The organism is Nonomuraea sp. NPDC003754 (assembly GCF_053605785.1).
This window is the reverse complement of the sequence record NZ_JBSGJX010000001.1, coordinates 58,311-76,871: the sequence shown is the minus strand read 5'-3', so window position 1 is coordinate 76,871 and position 18,561 is coordinate 58,311. Positions and strand designations below refer to the sequence as shown.

The window sequence follows — 18,561 nt, the reverse complement described above, 5'->3', positions numbered from 1 at the left end:
CCGCCGTTTCGCGTTTCCGCCCCCTGGGTCGCGCGTGAGGGCGGAGTCCCGCCGGCCGAACTGCTCGCTTACCGGCCCGGTTCCCGATGAGGGGGCCGGGCCGTTTTCCGTTCCGGGCGCCAGGTGTGTTGCCCCGTCGGCTCTCATTGGATAGCATCACTATCCAATGAGAGAGGAGCTCATCGTGATCGTCCTGATCGTTCTCGCCGCGAGCACGCTTGTCTTCCGCCTGCTGGGCGCCCTCGGCGTCAGCCGCTTCCACACCTGGGCCGCGTCCGCCGCGCACGGCATGGCCGTGATGCTGGTGGTGGCCGCCAGCGCGCACTTCGTCCCCGAGGGCGTCACCGTCATGCCCAACCACGCCGACATGGTGGGGATCGTGCCGCCGTTCGTGCCCTTCCCCAGCCTGATGGTCTACGTGACCGGCGTGCTGGAACTGCTCGGCGCGCTCGGGCTGGTGATCCCCTCGACCCGGTGGGCCGCGGGGATCGCGCTGGCGCTGCTGTTCGTGCTGCTGCTGCCGGCCAACATCTACGCCGCCGTCACCGGAATCCCCTTCGGCGGCAAGGCCGCCACGCCGCTGTGGCAGCGGATCCCCGAGCAGGTCCTCTACATCACGATCGTGCTGCGGGCCGCGGCCACGGCACCGCGCCCGCAGTGGGCGCAGCGGCCCCTCCTGCGCAGGCCGTAGGCGAGGGCGGCGGCGGCGAGGGCCGCTCCCCAGACCGGCCAGAAGCACTCCGGCAGCCACGCGCCCCACATGTCCATGGCGAAGGCGCCCGCGAGCGCGCGCCTGATGTAGGTCAGCCCCGCCATGATCACGATGGCCGCGACGAGGGTGGCGGGGACGATGGCCAGAAGCGGCGGCACCCGCCTGCCCCGCAGACCGATCATCCAGCGCGGGAAGACCTCACCCCAGCGCTGCACCAGGCCCAGCGTGAGCACCGCGCCGAGAGCGCCGAAGGTCGCCAGGTAGGCACCGGCCAGCCAGATGCCGGGCGCGTCCTTCTCGCCCTCCACCAGGAAGCTCTCGCTGACGCCCACCGGGATGCCCAGCGCCCACGCCCACCGGGTGGCGCTGTAGATCAGCGGGACGGCCACGGCGACGGCGACGGCCGTCCGCCCCCATCGGGCGGCCGCGGCGGGACCGGTCCAGCCGCCGGCCTGATCGGTGCGACCGCATGCCACGCACGCGTCGCGGCGGCGGCGCTGGGCGGCCACGGCCGCCGCGGCGAGCAGGGCCCCGCCGAGGGCGCACAGCAGCTGGTTGAGCACCGGCCACGGCCAGGCGTCGGCGAGGCCGACCTGGCCCCACGGGCCGTCGAGGAAGACGGCCACGCTCAGCAGCGGCGTGTAGGCGACGCCCATCATGAGCCGGGAGTCCGGGACCACCAGGACGAGGAAGGCCGCCAGCGGCCACGCCACCACCAGCGGGATCCCGCCGCGCCCCCGGACGAGCGCCACCGACGTGGCCGCGCACAGCAGCGCGAAGGCGGCGATCCACCAGCCGCCCGGGTCGGGGGTCAGCCCGGCCAGGAGGGAGAGCGCGCCGTCGGGATCGGGGTCGCTCGCGCCCCAGGGAAAGCCGGGCGCGCCCAGCGCCCAGGCCACCCCGAGCACCGCGTAAGCGGCGGACCAGGCGGCCGCCGCGTGGCCCGCCTTGGAGATGATCCTTGTCATGCCTCCACCCTCGGGCCGCCACCCGGTGCGGGACCATGTGCCGTTCGGCAGGTCGTGCGGTCCGCGAGGGCATGCGGGGTGCCGAACGGCACATCCTCCGTATGGTTGCTGCCGTGGAATTCTGGGTGGTGCCGCTGATCGCGGCGGTGGCGGCGCTGGTGTGGACGGTCCCCGGCGGCAGGCGTGCGCACCTGCCGGTGGCGGCCTCCGTCGCCGCGGGGCTCTCCCTGGCGGTCACCTGCTGGTACGCGATCACCGGCCCGCGCCGCGGCGAGGACCTGATGGGGCTGGTCGAGAGCCTCGTGCTGACCGCGCTGGTCGGCCTGATCGCCCGGTGGGCCCCCGTACGGCAGGCCGTGCCATCCGGCGTGGCGGCAGGTCTGGCGGCCGCCACGTGGCTGCTGCGCTACCTGGTGCCCGTCTCCCCGCTGGAGGGCCTGGGCATGTGCGCGTTCTGGGGAATCGGCGTGTGCGGTGCCGCAGGTGTGGGGATCTACCTGCGCTCGCTCGACACCCGGCGGGTGCGGGCCGTCGAGGAGGAGCGGGCCGGGCAGCGGCTGCGCCTGGCCAGGGACCTGCACGACTTCGTCGCCCACGACGTCAGCGAGATGGTGGCGCAGGCACAGGCGGGGCAGGTGGTCGGGGCCGTCGAGCCCGCCCAGGCGCTGGCGGCGCTCCAGCGGGTGGAGCGGGCGGGGCTGCGGGCGATGGCGACGCTGGACCGCACGGTGCTGGAACTGCACGACAGTCCGGGCCTGGCCGGGCTCGCCGACCTGGCGGGCAGGTTCACCGCGGCCGGGCCCACCCGCGTGGAGCTGGCCGTCCCCGACATGGAGGTGCCGGAGGAAGTGGCCGGGCTGGCCTACCGGATCGTCGTCGAGGCCCTGACCAACGTCCGGCGGCACGCCCCCGAGGCCACCAGGGTGGACGTCGCCGTCCGGGTGGAAGGCGGGACGCTCGTGGTGATCGTGGCCGACGACGGAGCCGCGGACCGGCCTGCGCCTCCGGACGCGGGACGCGGCGGGAACCGGCACGCGGCTCGCGACCAGGCGGGACGCGGCGGGGAGCCGGACGCGGGTCCGGGCAGGACGGCCGCCGGCGGGCAGGAGCGGGCCGGGGGTGGCGGGTTCGGGCTGCCGTCGCTGTCCGAGCGGGTCGAGGCGATGGGCGGGACGCTGCGGGCCGCCGCCGTACCCGGAGGGTGGTCGCTGGTGGCGCGCCTGCCTCTGGCACGATGAACGGCGTGCCCACCCGGATCCTCATCGCCGACGACCAGGAAGGCATCAGGAGCGCGTTCCGGCTCGTCCTCGACGCGCAGCCCGACATGACCGTGGTGGCCGAGGCGGCCGACGGCGTCACGGCCGTCGAGACCGCGCTCGCGATCCGCCCCGACGTGGTGCTCGCCGACATCAGGATGCCCCGCGCCGACGGCATCGAGGTCACGCGGGCGCTGGCGGAGACCGGCATCCACGTGGTGGTCGTGACGACGTTCGGGCAGGAGGAGTACGCGCGGGCGGCGCTGCGCCACGGCGCCGCGGGGTTCGTGCTCAAACGCTCGGGGCCCACGCTGCTCGTCGAGGCGGTGCGGGCCGCGATGAGCGGCGACGTGCTGATCAGCCCGCAGCTCACGGTGGGCCTGCTGCGCGGGGCCGAGCGGCCGGCCGCGGTCCTGGACGACGCCGGGCTCACCGGCAGGGAGATCGAGGTCGCCCGTCTCGTCGCGCAGGCCAGGACCAACGCCGAGATCGCCGAGGAGCTCTTCCTGTCGCCCGGTACGGTCAAGAACCACATCGCGAGCATCCAGCGCAAGCTCGACGTGAAGAACAGGGTCGGCATCGCGGCATGGGCCTGGCGCACGGGCCGGGCGCGCACACCGTGATTCGATAGCATCGTCGGGCTATGGCCGCGTTCATGACCGATGGGGCGGGACATTCCCCTTGCCGTGCCCGCTCGTTCGCCCCTGACCTGCCGTACGAGGCCGAGTGACCAGGTTCGGGATCCTCGGGCCCGTCGAGGCGCGGCGAGCCGACGGCGAGGCGATCACCGTCGCCGGCGCCCGCCTGCGCGCCCTGCTGGCGCTGCTGATCCTCGACGCGGGCAGGATCGTGCCCACCGAGCGGCTCATCGAGGGCCTGTACGGCGAGCAGGCCGTGACCGGCGAGACCAACGCGCTGCAGTCCCAGATCTCCCGGCTGCGCAGGACCCTGGACACCCCGATCGAGTTCCACCCCGCCGGTTACCTGCTGGCCGTGGACCGCGAGCAGGTCGACGCCCACCGCTTCGCACGCCTGGTCCGCGAGGCGCGCGCCACGGTCTCGGCCGCCGAGCGGTCCGAGCTGCTCGGCCAGGCGCTGCGGCTGTGGCGCGGGCCCGCGCTGGCCGACGTGCGCGCGGCGCCGTTCGCGCCCGCCCAGGTGGCGCGGCTCGAGGAGGCGCGGCTCGGCGCCACGGAGGACCGCGTGGAGGCCGATCTCGAGCTCGGGCGGCACCGGGGGCTGGTGGCCGAACTGCAGGAGCTGGTGGCCGCCCACCCGGTCAGGGAGCGGCTGCGCGGCCAGCTCATCAGGGCCCTGTACGCCACGGGACGGCAGGCCGAGGCGCTGGCCGTCTTCGAGGACGCGCGCCGGACCTTGGCCGACGAGCTGGGCGTCGATCCCTCCCCGGAGTTGCGGGAGATCCACCTGGCGGCGCTGCGCGGCGAGCTCCACACGCCGGGCGGCGGCGCGCCCCCGCCACGCCAGGCCACCGCGCCGCCGCCCGCCGAGCGGGGCCAGGGCGCCGCGCCTCCCCTCGCCCGGGATTCCGGTGCCGCAGGGCCTCCCGTGTGGGGTCCGCGTGCCGCGCCGCCCTCCGAGCGGGGGTCGCGCGCCGCGCTGCCCGCGCAGCTGACCAGCTTCGTCGGCAGGGAGGACGACCTGACCGCGGTCCGCGGCCTGCTGGAGCGGTCCCGGCTGGTCACGCTGACCGGTCCGGGCGGCGCGGGCAAGACCAGGCTCGCCGTCGAGGCCGCGGCCACGGTGCCCGGCGAGGTGGGCTTCGTCGAGTTCGGCGCGCTGCCCGAGGGCGGCGACGTGGCGCAGGCCGTGCTCACCAGGCTGGGGCTGCGCGTCGGCCAGGACGTCCCGGACCCCGCCGACCGCCTGGTCGGCGCGCTGGCGGGGCGGGCGATGCTGCTCGTCCTCGACAACTGCGAGCACGTCGTCGAGGCGGCGGCCGGGCTCGCGTACCGCCTGCTCACCGCCTGCCCCGACCTGCGGGTCCTGGCCACCGGCAGGGAGGCGCTCGGCATCACGGGCGAGCGGGTCTGGCCGGTCCCCCCGCTCGCCGGCTCGCCCGCCGTCCACCTGTTCGAGGACAGGGCGGCCGCGGTGCGCCCCGGGTTCGCGGTGGGGGAGGACAACCGCGCCGACGTACGGCGGATCTGCGCGGCGCTCGACGGCCTGCCGCTGGCGATCGAGCTGGCCGCCGCCCGCCTGCGCTCGCTGTCGGTGGCCGAGGTCGCGGCCAGGCTGGAGGGCGGGCTGGGGCTGCTGTCGCGCGGCAGCCGTACGGCCGAGCCACGGCACCGCACGCTGCGCGCGGTGGTCGAGTGGAGCTGGGGCCTGCTGGACGACAGGGAGCGGGAGGTGGCCCGGCGGCTGACGGTGTTCGCGGACGGCGCCCGGCTGGAGGCGGCCGAGCAGGTCTGCGGCTCGGCGGACACCGTCGAACTCCTCACCGGGCTGGCCGACAAGTCGCTGGTCGAGCTGGTCGGCGACCGCTACCGGATGCTGCAGACGATCCGCGCGTTCTGCGCCGAACGGCTGGACGAGGCAGGCGAGGAGGGCCGCTGCCGCGGGGCGCACGCCGCCTACTTCCTCGGCCTGCTGCGCGAGGCGGCCCCTCACCTGCTGCGGGCCGAGCAGCTGGTGTGGGCGGCCCGGCTCGACCCCGAGCACGACAACCTGCTGGCGGCGCTGGGCTGGGCCACCGAGCACGACCCGGCCATGGCGTTGCTGATCTTCGCGGACCTGTCGACGTACTGGTGGCTGCGCGGACGCCGGGGCGTCGGCGTGCGTCCCGCCCGCGCCCTGCTGGCCGCCGTCGGCACCCGGCCCCCCGACGGGCTCGAGGCCGAGTACGTCATCTGCGTGACCAGCGCGGCCGCGGCCGGCGAGCACCTGGAGGCGGCCAAGCGGCTGATGCGGGAGACGGACCTGATCGCCGAGCGTCCCCAGCTGTCGTTCTTCTGGGGCAGCTTCGTCGGCCCCTCCGTCGAGGACGGCTTCCTCGGCGTGATGATGGAGCGCGTGCAGGCCAGCGCCGACCCCTGGGTGAACGGCCTCAAGCACGTCGGGCGGGGGTTCCTCTGCCATCTGATGGAGAGCGACGTGGAGGGGACCGAGCGGGAGTTCGGGCTCGCGCTCGACTACTTCCGCTCGCTCGGCGAACGGCTCGGCATGGCGATGGCCCTGTCGGAGCTGGTCAGGGTGGCCGCGTGGCGCGGGCAGCGGGAGCGGTTCACCGAGCTGATCGAGGAGGCGCTGCGCCTGGTCGGTGAGCTCGGCGCGCAGGAGGACATCGCCGACCTGCTGAGCCAGCGCGGCGAGGGATGGCTGCTCCTCGGCGACCTCGACAGGGCCGAGGCCGACTTCCGGCAGGCGGCCGAGCTGGCCCGCGGGGTGGGCGCGCTCGAGGGCACCACGAGGGCCGCCTGCGGCCTGGCCGACGTGTCGAGGCTGCGCGGCGACCTCGATGACGCGCGCCGCCGCTACGAGGAGGTGCTGCGGGACGGGCAGGCGAGCGGGTCCTTCGGCGAGTCGCTGACGGCCGTGCACGTCGGTGTCGCGCTCGGCCGGATCGCGGCGGACACCGGCGCCGTCGAGCTCGCCGCGTCCAGGCACGAGGAGGCCTTCGCCGCGGCGTTGCGCGTGCAGAGCCTGCCCGCGCTGGCGATCGCGGTGGAAGGGCTCGCGGGCCTGGCCGGCCTGCGCGGCGACCACGAGCGGGCGGCGCTGCTGCTGGGTGTGGGCGAGGGGCTGCGCGGCATGGCGCTGCCCGGCGACAGCGACGTCCAGCGGGTGCGGGACCGGGCGCGCGCGGTGCTGGGCGAGCAGGCCTTCGCCCGCGCGTACGCCAGGGGCGTGGCGCTGCCGCGTGAGGACGTGGCGGGGCTGCTCTGACGGCTCGCCTGATCGGCGTCTTGCCGGTCAGGCGGTGAGCTCGGTCAGGCGGTGAGCTCGGTCAGCGTCACGTTCACCGTGACGGTGGAGCCGTCCTGCTTGAGCACCTCGACCTTGGTCTGATCTCCCGGCTTCAGCGTCGCCAGCACCTCCGAGAGGGCGGCCATCGACGGGGTGTCGGTCCCGTTGATCGAGAGGATCACGTCGCCCTCCTCGATCCCGGCGTTGGCCGCGCTCTTGCCCCTGGTGACGCGGACCACGCCGACGCCCGCCTCGGCGCCGCCGCGGCCGATCACCGTCCGGCCGAGGATGCCCAGCGCGGCCTTGCGCGAGTTGCTGACCTTGCCGTCCTTCACGATCTGCGCCGCGATGTCGGTGGCGGTGTTGCTGGGGATGGCGAACCCGATGCCCGGCGCGGTGCCGCTGCCCAGCTCGGGGTCGGTCGCGGTCAGCGTCGGGATGCCGATCACCCGCCCGGACATGTCGACCAGCGCGCCGCCGCTGTTGCCGGGGTTGATCGCGGCCGAGGTCTGGATGGCGTTGGCGATCGTCGCGACCGTGCCGCCGGAGTCGCTCTGCGGCTCGCTGATCGTCCGGCCGACCGCCGAGACGATGCCGTTGGTGACGCTGCCGGAGAAGCCCAGCGGATTGCCCATGGCCAGCACGATCTGGCCGACGCGCGCCTTGGCGGAGTCGCCGAACGTGGCGGGGGTCAGCCCCCGGGGGTTGGCCACTTTGATCACCGCCAGGTCGCCCGCCTGGAAGGAGGAGACCAGTCTGGCCTTGCGCGCGGCCCCGCCGGTCGCCGGGGTGACCTCCATCTGGGTCGCCTCGCCCACGACGTGGGCGTTGGTCACGATGTGCCCCGCGGTGTCGTAGACGATGCCCGAGCCGAGGCCGGCGCGCGTGTTGATCTGCACGATGGACGGCAGCACGTCCTGGATGACCTTCTCGTAGGCATGCTCCAGCTCCAGGGCGGAGGCCGTCGTGGGGGCGGCGCTGGGCCGCGGCGAGGTCGGTTGCGCAGGCGTCGAGCGCGAGATGGAGCCCGTGCAGCCGGAGATGAGCACAGCTGTCGCTGCGGTGCCCACGACGATCATCCTCATGCGCGGTTACCTTCCCCGAATCACCGGGAAAGATACGTCTCCCTGACGTCGCGCCTGCTCAGCTTGCCTGTGGGAGTGCGCGGCAGGCTTGCGCGATACTCGATCACGCGGGGGTGCTTGAGCCGCGCCAGGCGCGGCTCGCAGTGGCGCAGCAGCCGCGCGGTGAGCTCGTCGCCCGGCCGCGCGCCGCGCCCCTCATGCGGGCGACCATACAGAATGACATTCTGTCCAAGGAAGAGTGTCGATCACGTAGCCTCGGAACATGGCTCACAATCCGGGACAGGAGCCGTATCAGCCCTCCTATGACGCGCCCACCACTCCTTTCCAGCGAGTGGAGCTTCCGCCGGCCGACCAGACCGTCAGCGTGCCCATGCCGCCGACGGCCGGACCGTTCAGGCCGCCGCCGGCACCGCCGCGCAGGGGGTTCGTCGGACGGCTCATGACCAGCGTCGGCGACATCCCGATCAAGGTGGTCTACCTGCTGGCCGCGGTGGTCGCCACCGTGCTCGCGGTGGTCGCGATCTTCGCGCTGTTCTCCGGCGACCAGCCGAACAGCGCCGAACAGCAGCGGGCGCAGGACGCCGGGCCCGCCGCGGCGCCAGGGGTGCAGGACGCGGTCACGGCGCCGGCGCCGGACAGCCTCGCCTTCCCCGCGCTGCCGGGCAAGGCGAGCAAGGTGATCGGCACGGTCGTCGACGAGCGGACCGGTATCAGCTATCCCAAGCTCGGCAAGCCGTGGGCGGCCAGGTCGTTCGCGCCCTTCGTGATCGCCCAGCGGGTGGGTGAGGCGGAGGTCCCGCACACCATGGTGGCTTCGGCGCCGCTGCCCGTGGCCGCCGACAAGCCCAGGACCAGCGCCGACTACCGGGATCTCGCGGTCAGGGCGGCCCGCTGGTCGCTGCGCACCCAGCACCCCGAGGGCGGCACGGTCACCTGGACGGGCTCGCAGAAGCTGGCCAAGGGCAAGGGCTGGATCGTCGGGTTCAGGGTCGACTACACCCTCGACGGCGAGCGGCGCTCGTCGCAGGCGCTGGCCGCGGTGGTCGAGGCGGGCAAGAAGAAGCCCGCGATGCTGCTGGCGACGATTCCGGAGAGCGGCAAGAGCCACTGGCGCGATCTCAACACTCTGGTGAAGGGCCTACGTTCGGCATAGAAGCATCCTCTAGAATATGGTTCTGGGAACCATAGGAGGCTGACATGGCGATCGGGTTGAGCGAGGAGCACGAGGCGCTCCGCGAGTCGGTGGCAGGCTGGGCGGAGCGCAACGTGGCCGCCGAGGTCGTGCGGTCCCAGGAAGACGGGCGTCCGCCGTTCTGGGCGGGCCTGGCCGAGCAGGGGCTGCTCGGCCTGCACCTGCCCGAGGAGTTCGGGGGCTCCGGCTACGGCCTGCTGGAGACGGCCGTCGCCGTCGAGGCGCTGGCCGAGCGGATGGCGCCGGGCCCGTTCGTGCCGACCGTGCTGGCCAGTGCCGCCATCGCCGCCTCCGCGTCCGAGAAGGCGCGCGCCGAACTGCTGCCGGGGCTCGCCGACGGCTCGCTGACCGGCGCCGTGGCCCTGTCGGCCGCTCTCACCGGCGACGGCCTGCTGTCGGCCGCTCCCACGGAGGGCGGCGACTCCGTGGTCGTCTCGGGTACGGCGACGCACGTGCTCGGCGGCGCGATGGCCGACGTGCTCGTGCTCCCCGTCGGCGACGTGTGGATCGCCGTGGACGCCGCGCAGGCCGAGGTCGAGCGGGTCAGGTCGCTCGACATCACCAGGGCCGTGGCCACGGTGACGCTGGACGGGGTGACCGTACCGGCCCACAGGGTGCTGGGCCGGTACGGCGTGCGGAACCTGGCGGCGATCATCCTGGGCGCCGAGGCGACCGGGCTGGCGGCCTGGGGCGTGCGCGCGGCGGCCGACTACGCCAAGGTGCGCGTGCAGTTCGGCCGGCCGATCGGGCAGTTCCAGGGCATCAAGCACAAGCTGTCGCGCATGCTCGTGGCGCTGGAGCAGGCGCGCGCCACGGTGTGGGACGCGACCAGGGCCGGCGGCGAGGAGCTCGACTACGCGGCGGCCATCGCGGGCGTCATGGCGCCTGACGCGGCCGTCCAGTGCGCCAAGGACGCGATCCAGACCTTCGGCGGCATCGGCTACACCTTCGAGCACGACGCCCACCTCTACTACCGGCGCGCGCTCACCCTCAGGGCGCTGCTCGGCTCTTCGTCGTCGTGGGCGGCCACCGTCGCCTCGCTGGCCCTGTCCGGCGTGCGGCGGCCCATGGAGATCGCGCTGTCGGACTCGGCGGCGGCCCTGCGTTCCTCGATCGCCGCGGAGATCGCCGAGATCGCCGCCCTCGACGGCGTCGAGCAGCGGCGGGCGCTGGCCGCGGCCGGCTTCGTGATGCCGCACCTGCCCAGGCCGTGGGGCCGTGACGCGGCCCCGCTTGAGCAGATCCTCGTCCAGCAGGAGCTCAAGGCGGCCAAGGTCAGGACACCCAACATGATCATCGGCGCGTGGGTGGTGCCCTCCGTCGTCGCGTACGGCACGCGCGAGCAGCAGGAGCGCTTCCTGCCCGCGACGCTCAGCGGCGAGATGATCTGGTGCCAGCTCTTCTCCGAGCCCGGCGCGGGCTCCGACCTCGCCTCCCTGCAGATGAAGGCCACGCGGGTGGAGGGCGGCTGGGCCCTGTCCGGGCAGAAGATCTGGACCTCCGTCGCCCACGTCGCCGAATGGGGCATCTGCATCGCCCGCACCTCCTCGGCCGGGTCCAAGCACGAGGGCATCACCTACTTCCTGGTCGACATGAAGTCGCCGGGGGTCACGGTCAGGCCGCTGACCGAGATGACCGGCGAGAACCTGTTCAACGAGGTGTTCCTCGACGACGTCTTCGTGCCCGACGAGCTGGTGGTCGGGCAGGTCGGCGAGGGCTGGAAGGTCGCCAGGAACACGCTGTCCAACGAGCGGGTGTCGCTGTCGTCGGGCTCCGGCGGGACCGGCGCCTCGGTGCCCGACCTGCTCGGGCTGGTCTCCCGGCTGGGCAGGCCGCTGACGGCGGTCGAGGAGCAGGCCGTCGCCGCCGTCGTGTGCGAGGGGCACTCGATCGACGCCCTGTCGCTCAGGGTGACGCTCAAGCAGCTGGCGGGCGCCGAGCCCGGCGCCGACGCCTCGGTGCGGAAGCTGCTGTCGACCTCGCACGCGCAGCACGTGTCGGAGACGGCGGTGGACCTGCTGGGCGAGGCGGCCACCGTGGCGGCGGACATGAAGCTGGGCGACGCCGGCTACTGGAACAGGGCGGTGCTGGCGACCAGGGCGATGACCATCTACGGCGGCACCACGGAGGTGCAGCTCAACATCATCGGCGAGCGCATGCTCGGCCTGCCCCGCGACCCGGAGCCCGGCAAGTAGACCGTTCGCGCGACCGGCTCCCGCCGGAGGGCGGGAGCCGGTCCGTCGCGTGCCGGAGACCACTCGGTGCGGGGGACCGACCGAAGGTTCTAGAGTAGAACGCGTTGCAGTTTTCCTCGCCCCGATCGTATGGTCAGGCCATGCGGACACGAGTCACCGACCTGTTCGGGATCGAGTTACCGATTTTCGCCTTCAGCCACTGCCGGGACGTCGTCGCCGCGGTCAGCCGCGCGGGCGGGATGGGCGTCCTGGGCGCCCTCTACTTCACCCCGGAAGAGCTCGAGATGGAGCTCAAGTGGATCGACGACCACGTGGACGGCAAGCCGTACGGCGTCGACGTGGTCATGCCGGCCTCCTACGAGGGCGCCGACTTCCCGGCCGAGGAGCTGGTCTCCCGCCTGCAGGGCATGATCCCCGAGGGCCACCGGAGGTTCGTCGAGAACCTGCTCGCCGAGCACGGCGTACCCCCGCTGTCGGACGACGCCGACCCCGGCAAGGTGCTGCTCGGCTGGACGGACGCCACCGCCAGGCCCCAGGTCGAGGTGGCCTTGCGGCACCCGATCGCGCTGCTGGCCAACGCGCTCGGCCCGCCCCCCGCCGACGTCGTCGAGCTGGCCCACGCGCACGGGGTGAAGGTGGCCGCGCTCGCCTCCACCCCCCGCCACGCCGTCAAGCAGGCCGAGGTCGGCGTGGACGTGGTCGTCGCGCAGGGCACGGAGGCCGGCGGGCACACCGGCGAGATCTCCACGATGGTGCTGATCCCCCAGGCCGTGGACGCGCTGCGGGGCGCCGGGCCGGACGGCTCCGACGTGCCGGTCCTGGCGGCGGGCGGCATCGGCGGCGGCAGGCAGATGGCGGCCGGCATGGCCCTCGGCGCGGAAGGCGTGTGGACGGGGTCGATCTGGCTGACCGTCGAGGAGGCGGACACGCCCGAGCTGGCCAGACGGCGCATCCTGTCGGCCACCTCCAGGGACACCGTTCGCTCGCGCAGCTGGACCGGCAAGCCCGCCAGGCTGCTCAGGAACGAGTGGACCGACGCCTGGGAGGCGGCGGACTCGCCCGGCACGCTGCCGATGCCGCTGCAGTTCATGCTGGTGTCGGACGCCCTGCGACGCATCGGCAGGTCCGACGCGGCCGAGCTGGCGACCTTCCCCGCCGGGCAGATCATCGGGGCGATGAACCAGGTCAAGAGCGCGCGTGACGTGGTGTTCGAGATGGTCGAGGAGTACATCGAGGCCATGGAGCGCCTCGGCCGCATCACCGAGTCCTGACCGGCGGCCCCCGGCCCCCGCTCTCCGCCCCCCAGCCCCGGCCCCCGCTCTCCGCCCCCCGGCCCCGGCCCTCCGCCGACGTTCCGCGGCGGAGGGCGGGCGAGCCCGGGACGGTGGTGCTCAGCGCGCGGGGCGGCGGTGCTCAGCGCCCGGGGCGGCGGCGCAGCGGCCCTCGACGGTGGCGCAGCGGCGCTCGACGGTGGCGCAGTGGCTCGCGACGGTGGCTCAGCGGCCCTCGAAGGCGGCGGGGCGCTTCTCCTTGAAGGCGCGCGCGCCCTCCTTCGCGTCCGCCGAGCCGATCACCGGCCAGCCGTACTCGTCGGAGACCTTGAGCGCCTCCGGCTCCGGCAGCCCGAGGGTGTCCCGGTAGGTGCGCAGGATCGCCTGGACGGCCAGCGGCCCGGACGCCGCGATGTCGTCGGCGATCTCGCGCGCCACCGCCAGCGCCCGGCCGTCCGGGACGACCCTGTTGACCAGCCCCATGGACAGGGCATCGGCGGCGGTGACGGAGCGCCCGGTGAGCAGCAGGTCCATCGCGTGGCAGTAGGGGATCTGGCGGGGCAGCCTGATCGCGCTGCCGCCCATGGGGAACAGCGCCCGCTTGGCCTCGAACAGGCCGAGCGTCGCCGACTCGGCGACCACCCGCAGGTCCGTGCCGACGAGCAGTTCGGTGCCTCCCGCGACCGCGTAGCCCTCCACCGCGCACACGATCGGCTTGGTGGGCAGGTCCTCGCGCAGCAGCCCCTTCCAGTGGAAGTTCGGGATGGCCGCGGCCCTGGCCTGGACCTCGGGGTCGGCGGACGGCCGGCCCATGGCCTTGAGGTCGGCGCCGGCGCAGAACGTGCCGTCCGCCCCGGTCAGGACGGCCGCGCGGACCCCTGGCTCGGCCGAGACGTAGGCCCAGGCGGAGGCCAGGCCGATGAGCATGTCGGAGGACAGGGCGTTCTTGGCCTCGGGCCGGTTCATGGTGACGATCACCACGTGGCCGTCGCGTTCGACGCGGCAGTGGGGGGTGCTGATCGGCAGGACGTCCATGGCTGACCTCCACGTCATAAACCAAGCGCTTGGTAGAGCTGATCCTCTCAGGGATGCCGGTCCGGCGGAAGGGCGGGTCTTGCGTCGCGCCGGGAGGTTGCCGATCGTGGGGGCGTGGCGTCCTCGACGATGCTCCGGCGATAATCAAGCGCTTGCTAGGCTGCCGGGCCCGCGTTAGTCTGCCGTCACAAACGAGAACAGGTTCTCGTTTGCCGTGTTGAGGGAGATCCCTATGGGCACGCTCGGTTTCTGGAGGCTGGCACAGGCTGATCCCGAGTGGATCGCCGCGGTCGATCCCGACGGCACCGAACACCGCGCCGGAGATCTGCTCGTCCGGGCCAACCAGCTCGTCCACGGCCTGCGCGAGCTCGGCCTCCAGCCAGGTGACGGCATCTGCGGTCTGGTCCCGAACGGTGTCGACGGTCTCGTCCTCTACCTGGCGGCGCTGCAGGCGGGCTGGTACTACACGCCGATCAACTGGCACCTGGCCGCCCCAGAGATCGCCTACATCGTGGCCGACAGCGAGGCCAGGGCCTACTTCGTGCACCCCCGCTTCCACCAGGCCGAACCCCTCGTCGAGGGCGCCTCGTTCGCCTTCGGCGACATCCCCGGCTTCCGGCGGGTCGAGGAGCTGACGGAGGGCCGTCCCACCACGGCGCCCCCCGACCGTACGGCCGGCGCCACCATGCACTACACCTCGGGCACCACCGGCCAGCCCAAAGGCGTCAGGCGCAAGCTGTCGGGCCTCGACCCCGACGACGGCGCCGAGCTGATGACGTTCCTGCTCACGCTGTTCGGCATCACGCCCGGCAGGCCCAACGCCCACCTGGTCACCTCGCCCAACTACCACACCGCCGTCACCCAGTTCGGCGGCACGGCTCTGCACATGGGCCACACGCTCGTCTACATGGACAAATGGGAGGCCGAGGAGACGCTCCGCCTGTGCGAGCGCTACCGGGTCACCAACTCCCACCTGGTGCCGACGCACTTCAAGCGCCTGCTGTCACTGCCGGAGGAGACCCGCGCGAAGTACGACCTGTCGTCGCTCCGGTGGATGATCCACGCCGCCGCCCCCTGCCCCGTCCCGGTCAAGTGGGCGATGTTCGAGTGGTGGGGCGACTGTATCTACGAGTACTACGCCGCCACCGAGGGCGGCGGCACGATCGCCACGCCCGACGGCTGGAAGAAGCACCCGGGCACCGTGGGCACCGCGTGGCCGATCAGCGAGCTGCTCATCGTGGACGACGCGGGGGAACCCGTCCCGACCGGAACGCCCGGCACCATCTACATGAAGATGATGGGCGTCGCCTTCGAGTACAAGGGCGACCCGGCCAAGACCGCCGCCGGCAGGCTCCAGGACCACTTCACCGTCGGCGACATCGGCTACCTCGACGAGGACGGGTTCCTCTACCTGTGCGACCGCAAGGCCGACCTGATCATCTCGGGCGGGGCGAACATCTACCCCGCCGAGATCGAGAACGAGATCATGATCCATCCCTCGGTCGCCGACGTGGCCGTGTTCGGCATCCCGGACGAGGAGTGGGGCGAGCAGATCAAGGCCGTCGTCGAGCCCGCCCCCGGCGTCGCCCCCGGCCCCGAACTGGCCGCCGACATCCTCAGGGCGCTGGAGGGCCGCCTGGCCAGGATGAAGTGGCCCAAGTCGATCGACTTCATCGAGGAGATGCCGCGCGAGCCGAACGGCAAGCTGCACAAACGCAAGCTCCGCGCGCCGTACTGGGAGGGCCGTGACCGTGCCATCTGAGCCGGACGCCGGCGTGCCGCCGACCGGCGCGCCGACCGCCGAAGGGCCGACAGCAGACGGGCAGACCGGCGCGCTGACCGCCGACCATGTGCTGGAGTTCCCCGGCGGCTACACCAGGACGACGGGACCGGTCATCGGCCGCTTCCTCACCGAGCTGAGGGACGGCAGGCTCGTGGGAGTGCGCACCGCCGAGGGCAGGACGCTGGTGCCGCCGCTGGAGTACGACCCCGCCACCGGCGATCCCGTCACCGGCGAGTGGGTCGAGGTCGGGCCCGCCGGTACGGTCACCGCCTCGGCATGGGTGCGGCGGCCGCTGGACGGCCACCCGCTCGACCGTCCCTTCGCCTGGGCCCTGATCAAGCTCGACGGCGCCGACACCGCGCTGGTCCACGCCGTCGACGCGGGCAATCCCAAGGCGCTGCCGCCCGGCACCCGGGTCCGTCCGGTCTGGCGCGCCACCCGCACCGGCCACATCACCGACATCTCCCACTTCGCCCCCGAAGTCACGAAGATCGTCTCGCCGGTCAGGACGGCCTACAAGCTGACCGCGAGCCCGGCTCTCACCAGGTTCCTCCACGGCGTCAGGGACGGGATCTTCATCGGCGGCAGGTGCGGCGTCTGCGACAAGGTCTACGTGCCGTACCGCCTGACGTGCCCCGGGTGCGGCAACCCGATCAGCGAGGAGGTGACGCTGCCCGACACCGGCACCATCACCACCTTCGCGATCAACAACCTGCCCGACCCACGCGCCCCCGAGGTCCCGTTCGTCTCGGCCTACATCCTGCTCGACGGCGCCGACATCCCGATGATCGCCCTGGTCGGCGGGATCCCCGCGCACGAGGTACGGCAGGGCATGCGCGTGCGGGCCGTCTGGGTGCCCGAGGACGAGCGAACGCTCTCGATGTCCAACATCAAGTGGTTCGCCCCCACCGGCGAGCCGGACGTGGAGTTGTGATGCGTGACGTGGCCGTCGTGGCCTTCGCCCAGACCAGGCACACCGCCCACGACACGGGACTGTCCGAGCCCGAGCTGATCCTGCCCGTCATCAGGGCGGTGCGGGAGCAGTCGGGCCTGTCGACGTTCGGGTTCACCTGCTCGGGCTCGTGCGACTACCTCGCCGGCGCGCCGTTCTCGTTCGTCTCCGCGCTCGACGCGCTCGGCGCGTGGCCGCCGATCTCCGAGTCGCACGTCGAGATGGACGGGGCGTGGGCGCTCTACGAGGCGTGGGTACGGCTCCAGCACGGCGACGTCGACAGCGCGCTCGTCTACGGCTTCGGCAAGTCGTCGCTCGGCGACCTGCGCACGATCATGACGCTCCAGCTCGACCCCTACTACCTGGAGCCACTCGGGCTCGACCAGCTGTCCTTCGCCGCGTTGCAGGCCGGCGCGCTCGGCGCCGACCGAGCCGAGCTCGACGCGATCGCCAGGCGCAGCCGTACGGACGGCCTGACCAACCCGAACGCCCTCCACCTGCCGCTGGAGGAGGGCGAGTTCGTGGTGGAGCCGCTGAAGGAGTGGGACATCGCGCCGATCACCGACGGCGCGGCCGCGGTGGTGCTGGCGGCCGGCGACCTGGCCGGGCGCATCCGCTCCCGCCCCGCCTACATCAGGGGCATCGCGCATCGCATCGAACCCCACTACCTGGGCGTGCGCGACCTGGCCAGGTCCGCCTCCGCCGCCGACGCCGCCCGCGCGGCGGGGGTCGGCAAGGGACCCGTCGACGTGGCCGAACTGCACGCCTCCTTCAGCCACGAGGAGATCATCCTGCGGGAGGCGCTGGAGCTGCCGTCCTCGACGGTCATCAACCCGTCGGGCGGGGCGCTGTCGGCCAACCCCGTCATGGCGACCGGGCTCATCAGGATCGGCGAGGCGGCCCAGCGGATCATGGACGGCGCCGCGGGCCGTGCCGTCGGGCACGCCGCCGGCGGCCCCTGCCTGCAGCACAACCTCGTGACCGTGATGGAGGCGGGATGACCAGTCGGACGAGGAGCGGTGAGCGGCATGGGTAACCGTTGTGCGGTGATCGGCGTCGGGCAGACGCACTACACCACCAAGCGCAGGGACGTCTCCATCGCCGGCCTGGTCCGCGAGGCCGCGCTCCGCGCGCTGGAGGACGCGGGCCTGACGTTCAAGGACATCGACGCGGTCGTCATCGGCAAGGCGCCGGACCTGTTCGAGGGCGTCATGATGCCCGAGTCCTACCTCGCCGACGCCCTCGGCGCGGCGGGCAAGCCGATGATGCGCGTCCACACCGCCGGCAGCGTCGGCGGCTCGACCGCGCTGGTCGGGGCGAGCCTCATCCAGGGCGGGGTGCACGAGCGCGTGCTCGTCGTGGCCTTCGAGAAGCAGTCGGAGTCGAACGCCACCTGGGCGCTGTCGACCCACCTGCCGTTCAACTCCTCCCTGGTCGTCGGGGCGGGCGGCTACTTCGCCCCGCACATTCGCGAGTACATCCGCAGGACCGGCGCGCCCGGCCACGTCGGCACGCTCGTCGCCGTCAAGGACCGCCAGAACGCGCTCAAGAACCCCTACGCCCACCTGAAGATCCCCGGTATCAGCCGCGAGATGGTCGAGTCCACGCCCATGCTGTGGGAGCCCATCCGCTACCTGGAGACCTGCCCCTCCTCCGACGGCGCGTGCGCCGTCGTCCTGGCGTCGGAGTCCGCGGTCACCGGCCGCCCCGCCTGGGTCCACGGTACGGCGATGCGGTCCGAGCCGATCTTCCGCGCCGGCCGCGACACCGTGAACCCGCAGGGCGGCAAGGACTGCGCGGCCGACGTCTACCGCCAGGCCGGCATCGCCGACCCGCGGCGCGACATCGACGTCGCCGAGGTGTACGTGCCGTTCTCCTGGTACGAGCCGATGTGGCTGGAGAACCTCGGATTCGCGGCCGAGGGCGAGGGCTGGAAGCTCACCGAGTCGGGCGCCACCGCCCTCGACGGCGACATCCCGTGGAACGCCTCCGGCGGCGTGCTGTCCTCCAACCCGATCGGCGCCTCGGGGCTGATCCGCTTCGCCGAGGCGGCGCTGCAGGTGCGAGGGACGGCCGGCGAACACCAGGTCGACGGGGCCCGCCGGGCCCTCGGGCACGCCTACGGCGGCGGCGCCCAGTTCTTCGCCATGTGGATCGTCGGCTCGGACAAACCCTGACACCCGTT

The 18,561-nt window shown here is 73.2% G+C and carries 14 protein-coding genes; 11 read left to right on the top strand and 3 right to left on the bottom strand.

Features of this window, described 5'->3' with window-relative positions; all coding sequences use genetic code 11:
* Positions 1-166: 166 nt before the first annotated feature.
* On the top strand, positions 167-691 hold the full coding sequence (locus tag ACWEVS_RS00330) for a DoxX family protein (RefSeq protein ID WP_452417030.1): 525 nt from the start codon (positions 167-169) through the stop codon (positions 689-691).
* Here the strand turns inward: ACWEVS_RS00330 and ACWEVS_RS00325 are convergent.
* Positions 610-1,680 carry a hypothetical protein gene (locus ACWEVS_RS00325; protein ID WP_452549243.1) on the bottom strand — a complete coding sequence of 357 codons (1,071 nt, stop codon included), beginning with the start codon at positions 1,678-1,680 and terminating at the stop codon, positions 610-612. The two genes, ACWEVS_RS00330 and ACWEVS_RS00325, sit on opposite strands and share 82 nt — an antisense overlap.
* A gap of 113 nt (positions 1,681-1,793) precedes the next feature.
* Here ACWEVS_RS00325 and ACWEVS_RS00320 point away from each other — a divergent pair, with 113 nt between their 5' ends.
* The 3 genes from ACWEVS_RS00320 (at position 1,794) to ACWEVS_RS00310 (ending at position 6,842) form a co-directional block, all read left to right on the top strand.
* Entirely contained in the window at positions 1,794-2,918 is a 1,125-nt protein-coding gene (locus ACWEVS_RS00320) for a sensor histidine kinase (RefSeq protein ID WP_452549241.1), read from the top strand.
* Positions 2,915-3,559, top strand: coding sequence for a response regulator (locus tag ACWEVS_RS00315; RefSeq protein ID WP_452417024.1), 645 nt, complete (start codon positions 2,915-2,917; stop codon positions 3,557-3,559). The genes ACWEVS_RS00320 and ACWEVS_RS00315 overlap by 4 nt, the downstream gene beginning before the upstream one ends.
* 103 nt (positions 3,560-3,662) lie before the next feature.
* On the top strand, positions 3,663-6,842 hold the full coding sequence (locus ACWEVS_RS00310) for an AfsR/SARP family transcriptional regulator (protein WP_452549239.1): 3,180 nt from the start codon (positions 3,663-3,665) through the stop codon (positions 6,840-6,842).
* A 44-nt stretch (positions 6,843-6,886) separates the two neighbouring features.
* On the opposite strand, the gene ACWEVS_RS00305 is transcribed toward ACWEVS_RS00310, so the two are convergent.
* Complete coding sequence (locus ACWEVS_RS00305) at positions 6,887-7,948, bottom strand: S1C family serine protease (RefSeq protein ID WP_452549237.1); 1,062 nt, start codon at positions 7,946-7,948, stop codon at positions 6,887-6,889.
* Between the two features lie 262 nt (positions 7,949-8,210).
* On the opposite strand from ACWEVS_RS00305, the gene ACWEVS_RS00300 reads away from it, so the two are divergent.
* From ACWEVS_RS00300 to ACWEVS_RS00290, 3 genes are all read left to right on the top strand, one after another.
* Positions 8,211-9,101, top strand: a complete 891-nt coding sequence (locus ACWEVS_RS00300; protein WP_452549235.1) for a hypothetical protein — start codon at positions 8,211-8,213, stop codon at positions 9,099-9,101.
* 44 nt (positions 9,102-9,145) lie between these two features.
* Positions 9,146-11,335 (top strand): acyl-CoA dehydrogenase, encoded by a 2,190-nt coding sequence (locus tag ACWEVS_RS00295; RefSeq protein ID WP_452549233.1) that lies wholly within the window; start codon positions 9,146-9,148, stop codon positions 11,333-11,335.
* 140 nt (positions 11,336-11,475) lie between these two features.
* Positions 11,476-12,606 (top strand): NAD(P)H-dependent flavin oxidoreductase, encoded by a 1,131-nt coding sequence (locus ACWEVS_RS00290; protein ID WP_354911289.1) that lies wholly within the window; start codon positions 11,476-11,478, stop codon positions 12,604-12,606.
* A 225-nt stretch (positions 12,607-12,831) separates the two neighbouring features.
* Here ACWEVS_RS00290 and ACWEVS_RS00285 read toward each other — a convergent pair whose 3' ends face one another.
* The gene (locus tag ACWEVS_RS00285; RefSeq protein WP_449930721.1) at positions 12,832-13,641 is read right to left on the bottom strand and encodes a crotonase/enoyl-CoA hydratase family protein; all 810 of its coding nucleotides are present in this window, start codon (positions 13,639-13,641) and stop codon (positions 12,832-12,834) included.
* 232 nt (positions 13,642-13,873) lie between these two features.
* Here ACWEVS_RS00285 and ACWEVS_RS00280 point away from each other — a divergent pair, with 232 nt between their 5' ends.
* The 4 genes from ACWEVS_RS00280 to ACWEVS_RS00265 all read left to right on the top strand — a co-directional run bounded on the left by ACWEVS_RS00280 (position 13,874) and on the right by ACWEVS_RS00265 (position 18,553).
* Complete coding sequence (locus ACWEVS_RS00280; protein ID WP_452549232.1) at positions 13,874-15,403, top strand: acyl-CoA synthetase; 1,530 nt, start codon at positions 13,874-13,876, stop codon at positions 15,401-15,403.
* A gap of 73 nt (positions 15,404-15,476) precedes the next feature.
* Positions 15,477-16,358 (top strand): Zn-ribbon domain-containing OB-fold protein, encoded by an 882-nt coding sequence (locus ACWEVS_RS00275; RefSeq protein ID WP_452549577.1) that lies wholly within the window; start codon positions 15,477-15,479, stop codon positions 16,356-16,358.
* Positions 16,358-17,377 carry a lipid-transfer protein gene (locus ACWEVS_RS00270; RefSeq protein ID WP_452549230.1) on the top strand — a complete coding sequence of 340 codons (1,020 nt, stop codon included), beginning with the start codon at positions 16,358-16,360 and terminating at the stop codon, positions 17,375-17,377. Before ACWEVS_RS00275 ends, ACWEVS_RS00270 begins: the two co-directional genes overlap by 1 nt.
* Before the next feature lie 27 nt (positions 17,378-17,404).
* Positions 17,405-18,553 (top strand): thiolase domain-containing protein, encoded by a 1,149-nt coding sequence (locus ACWEVS_RS00265; protein WP_354911298.1) that lies wholly within the window; start codon positions 17,405-17,407, stop codon positions 18,551-18,553.
* Positions 18,554-18,561: the final 8 nt, after the last annotated feature.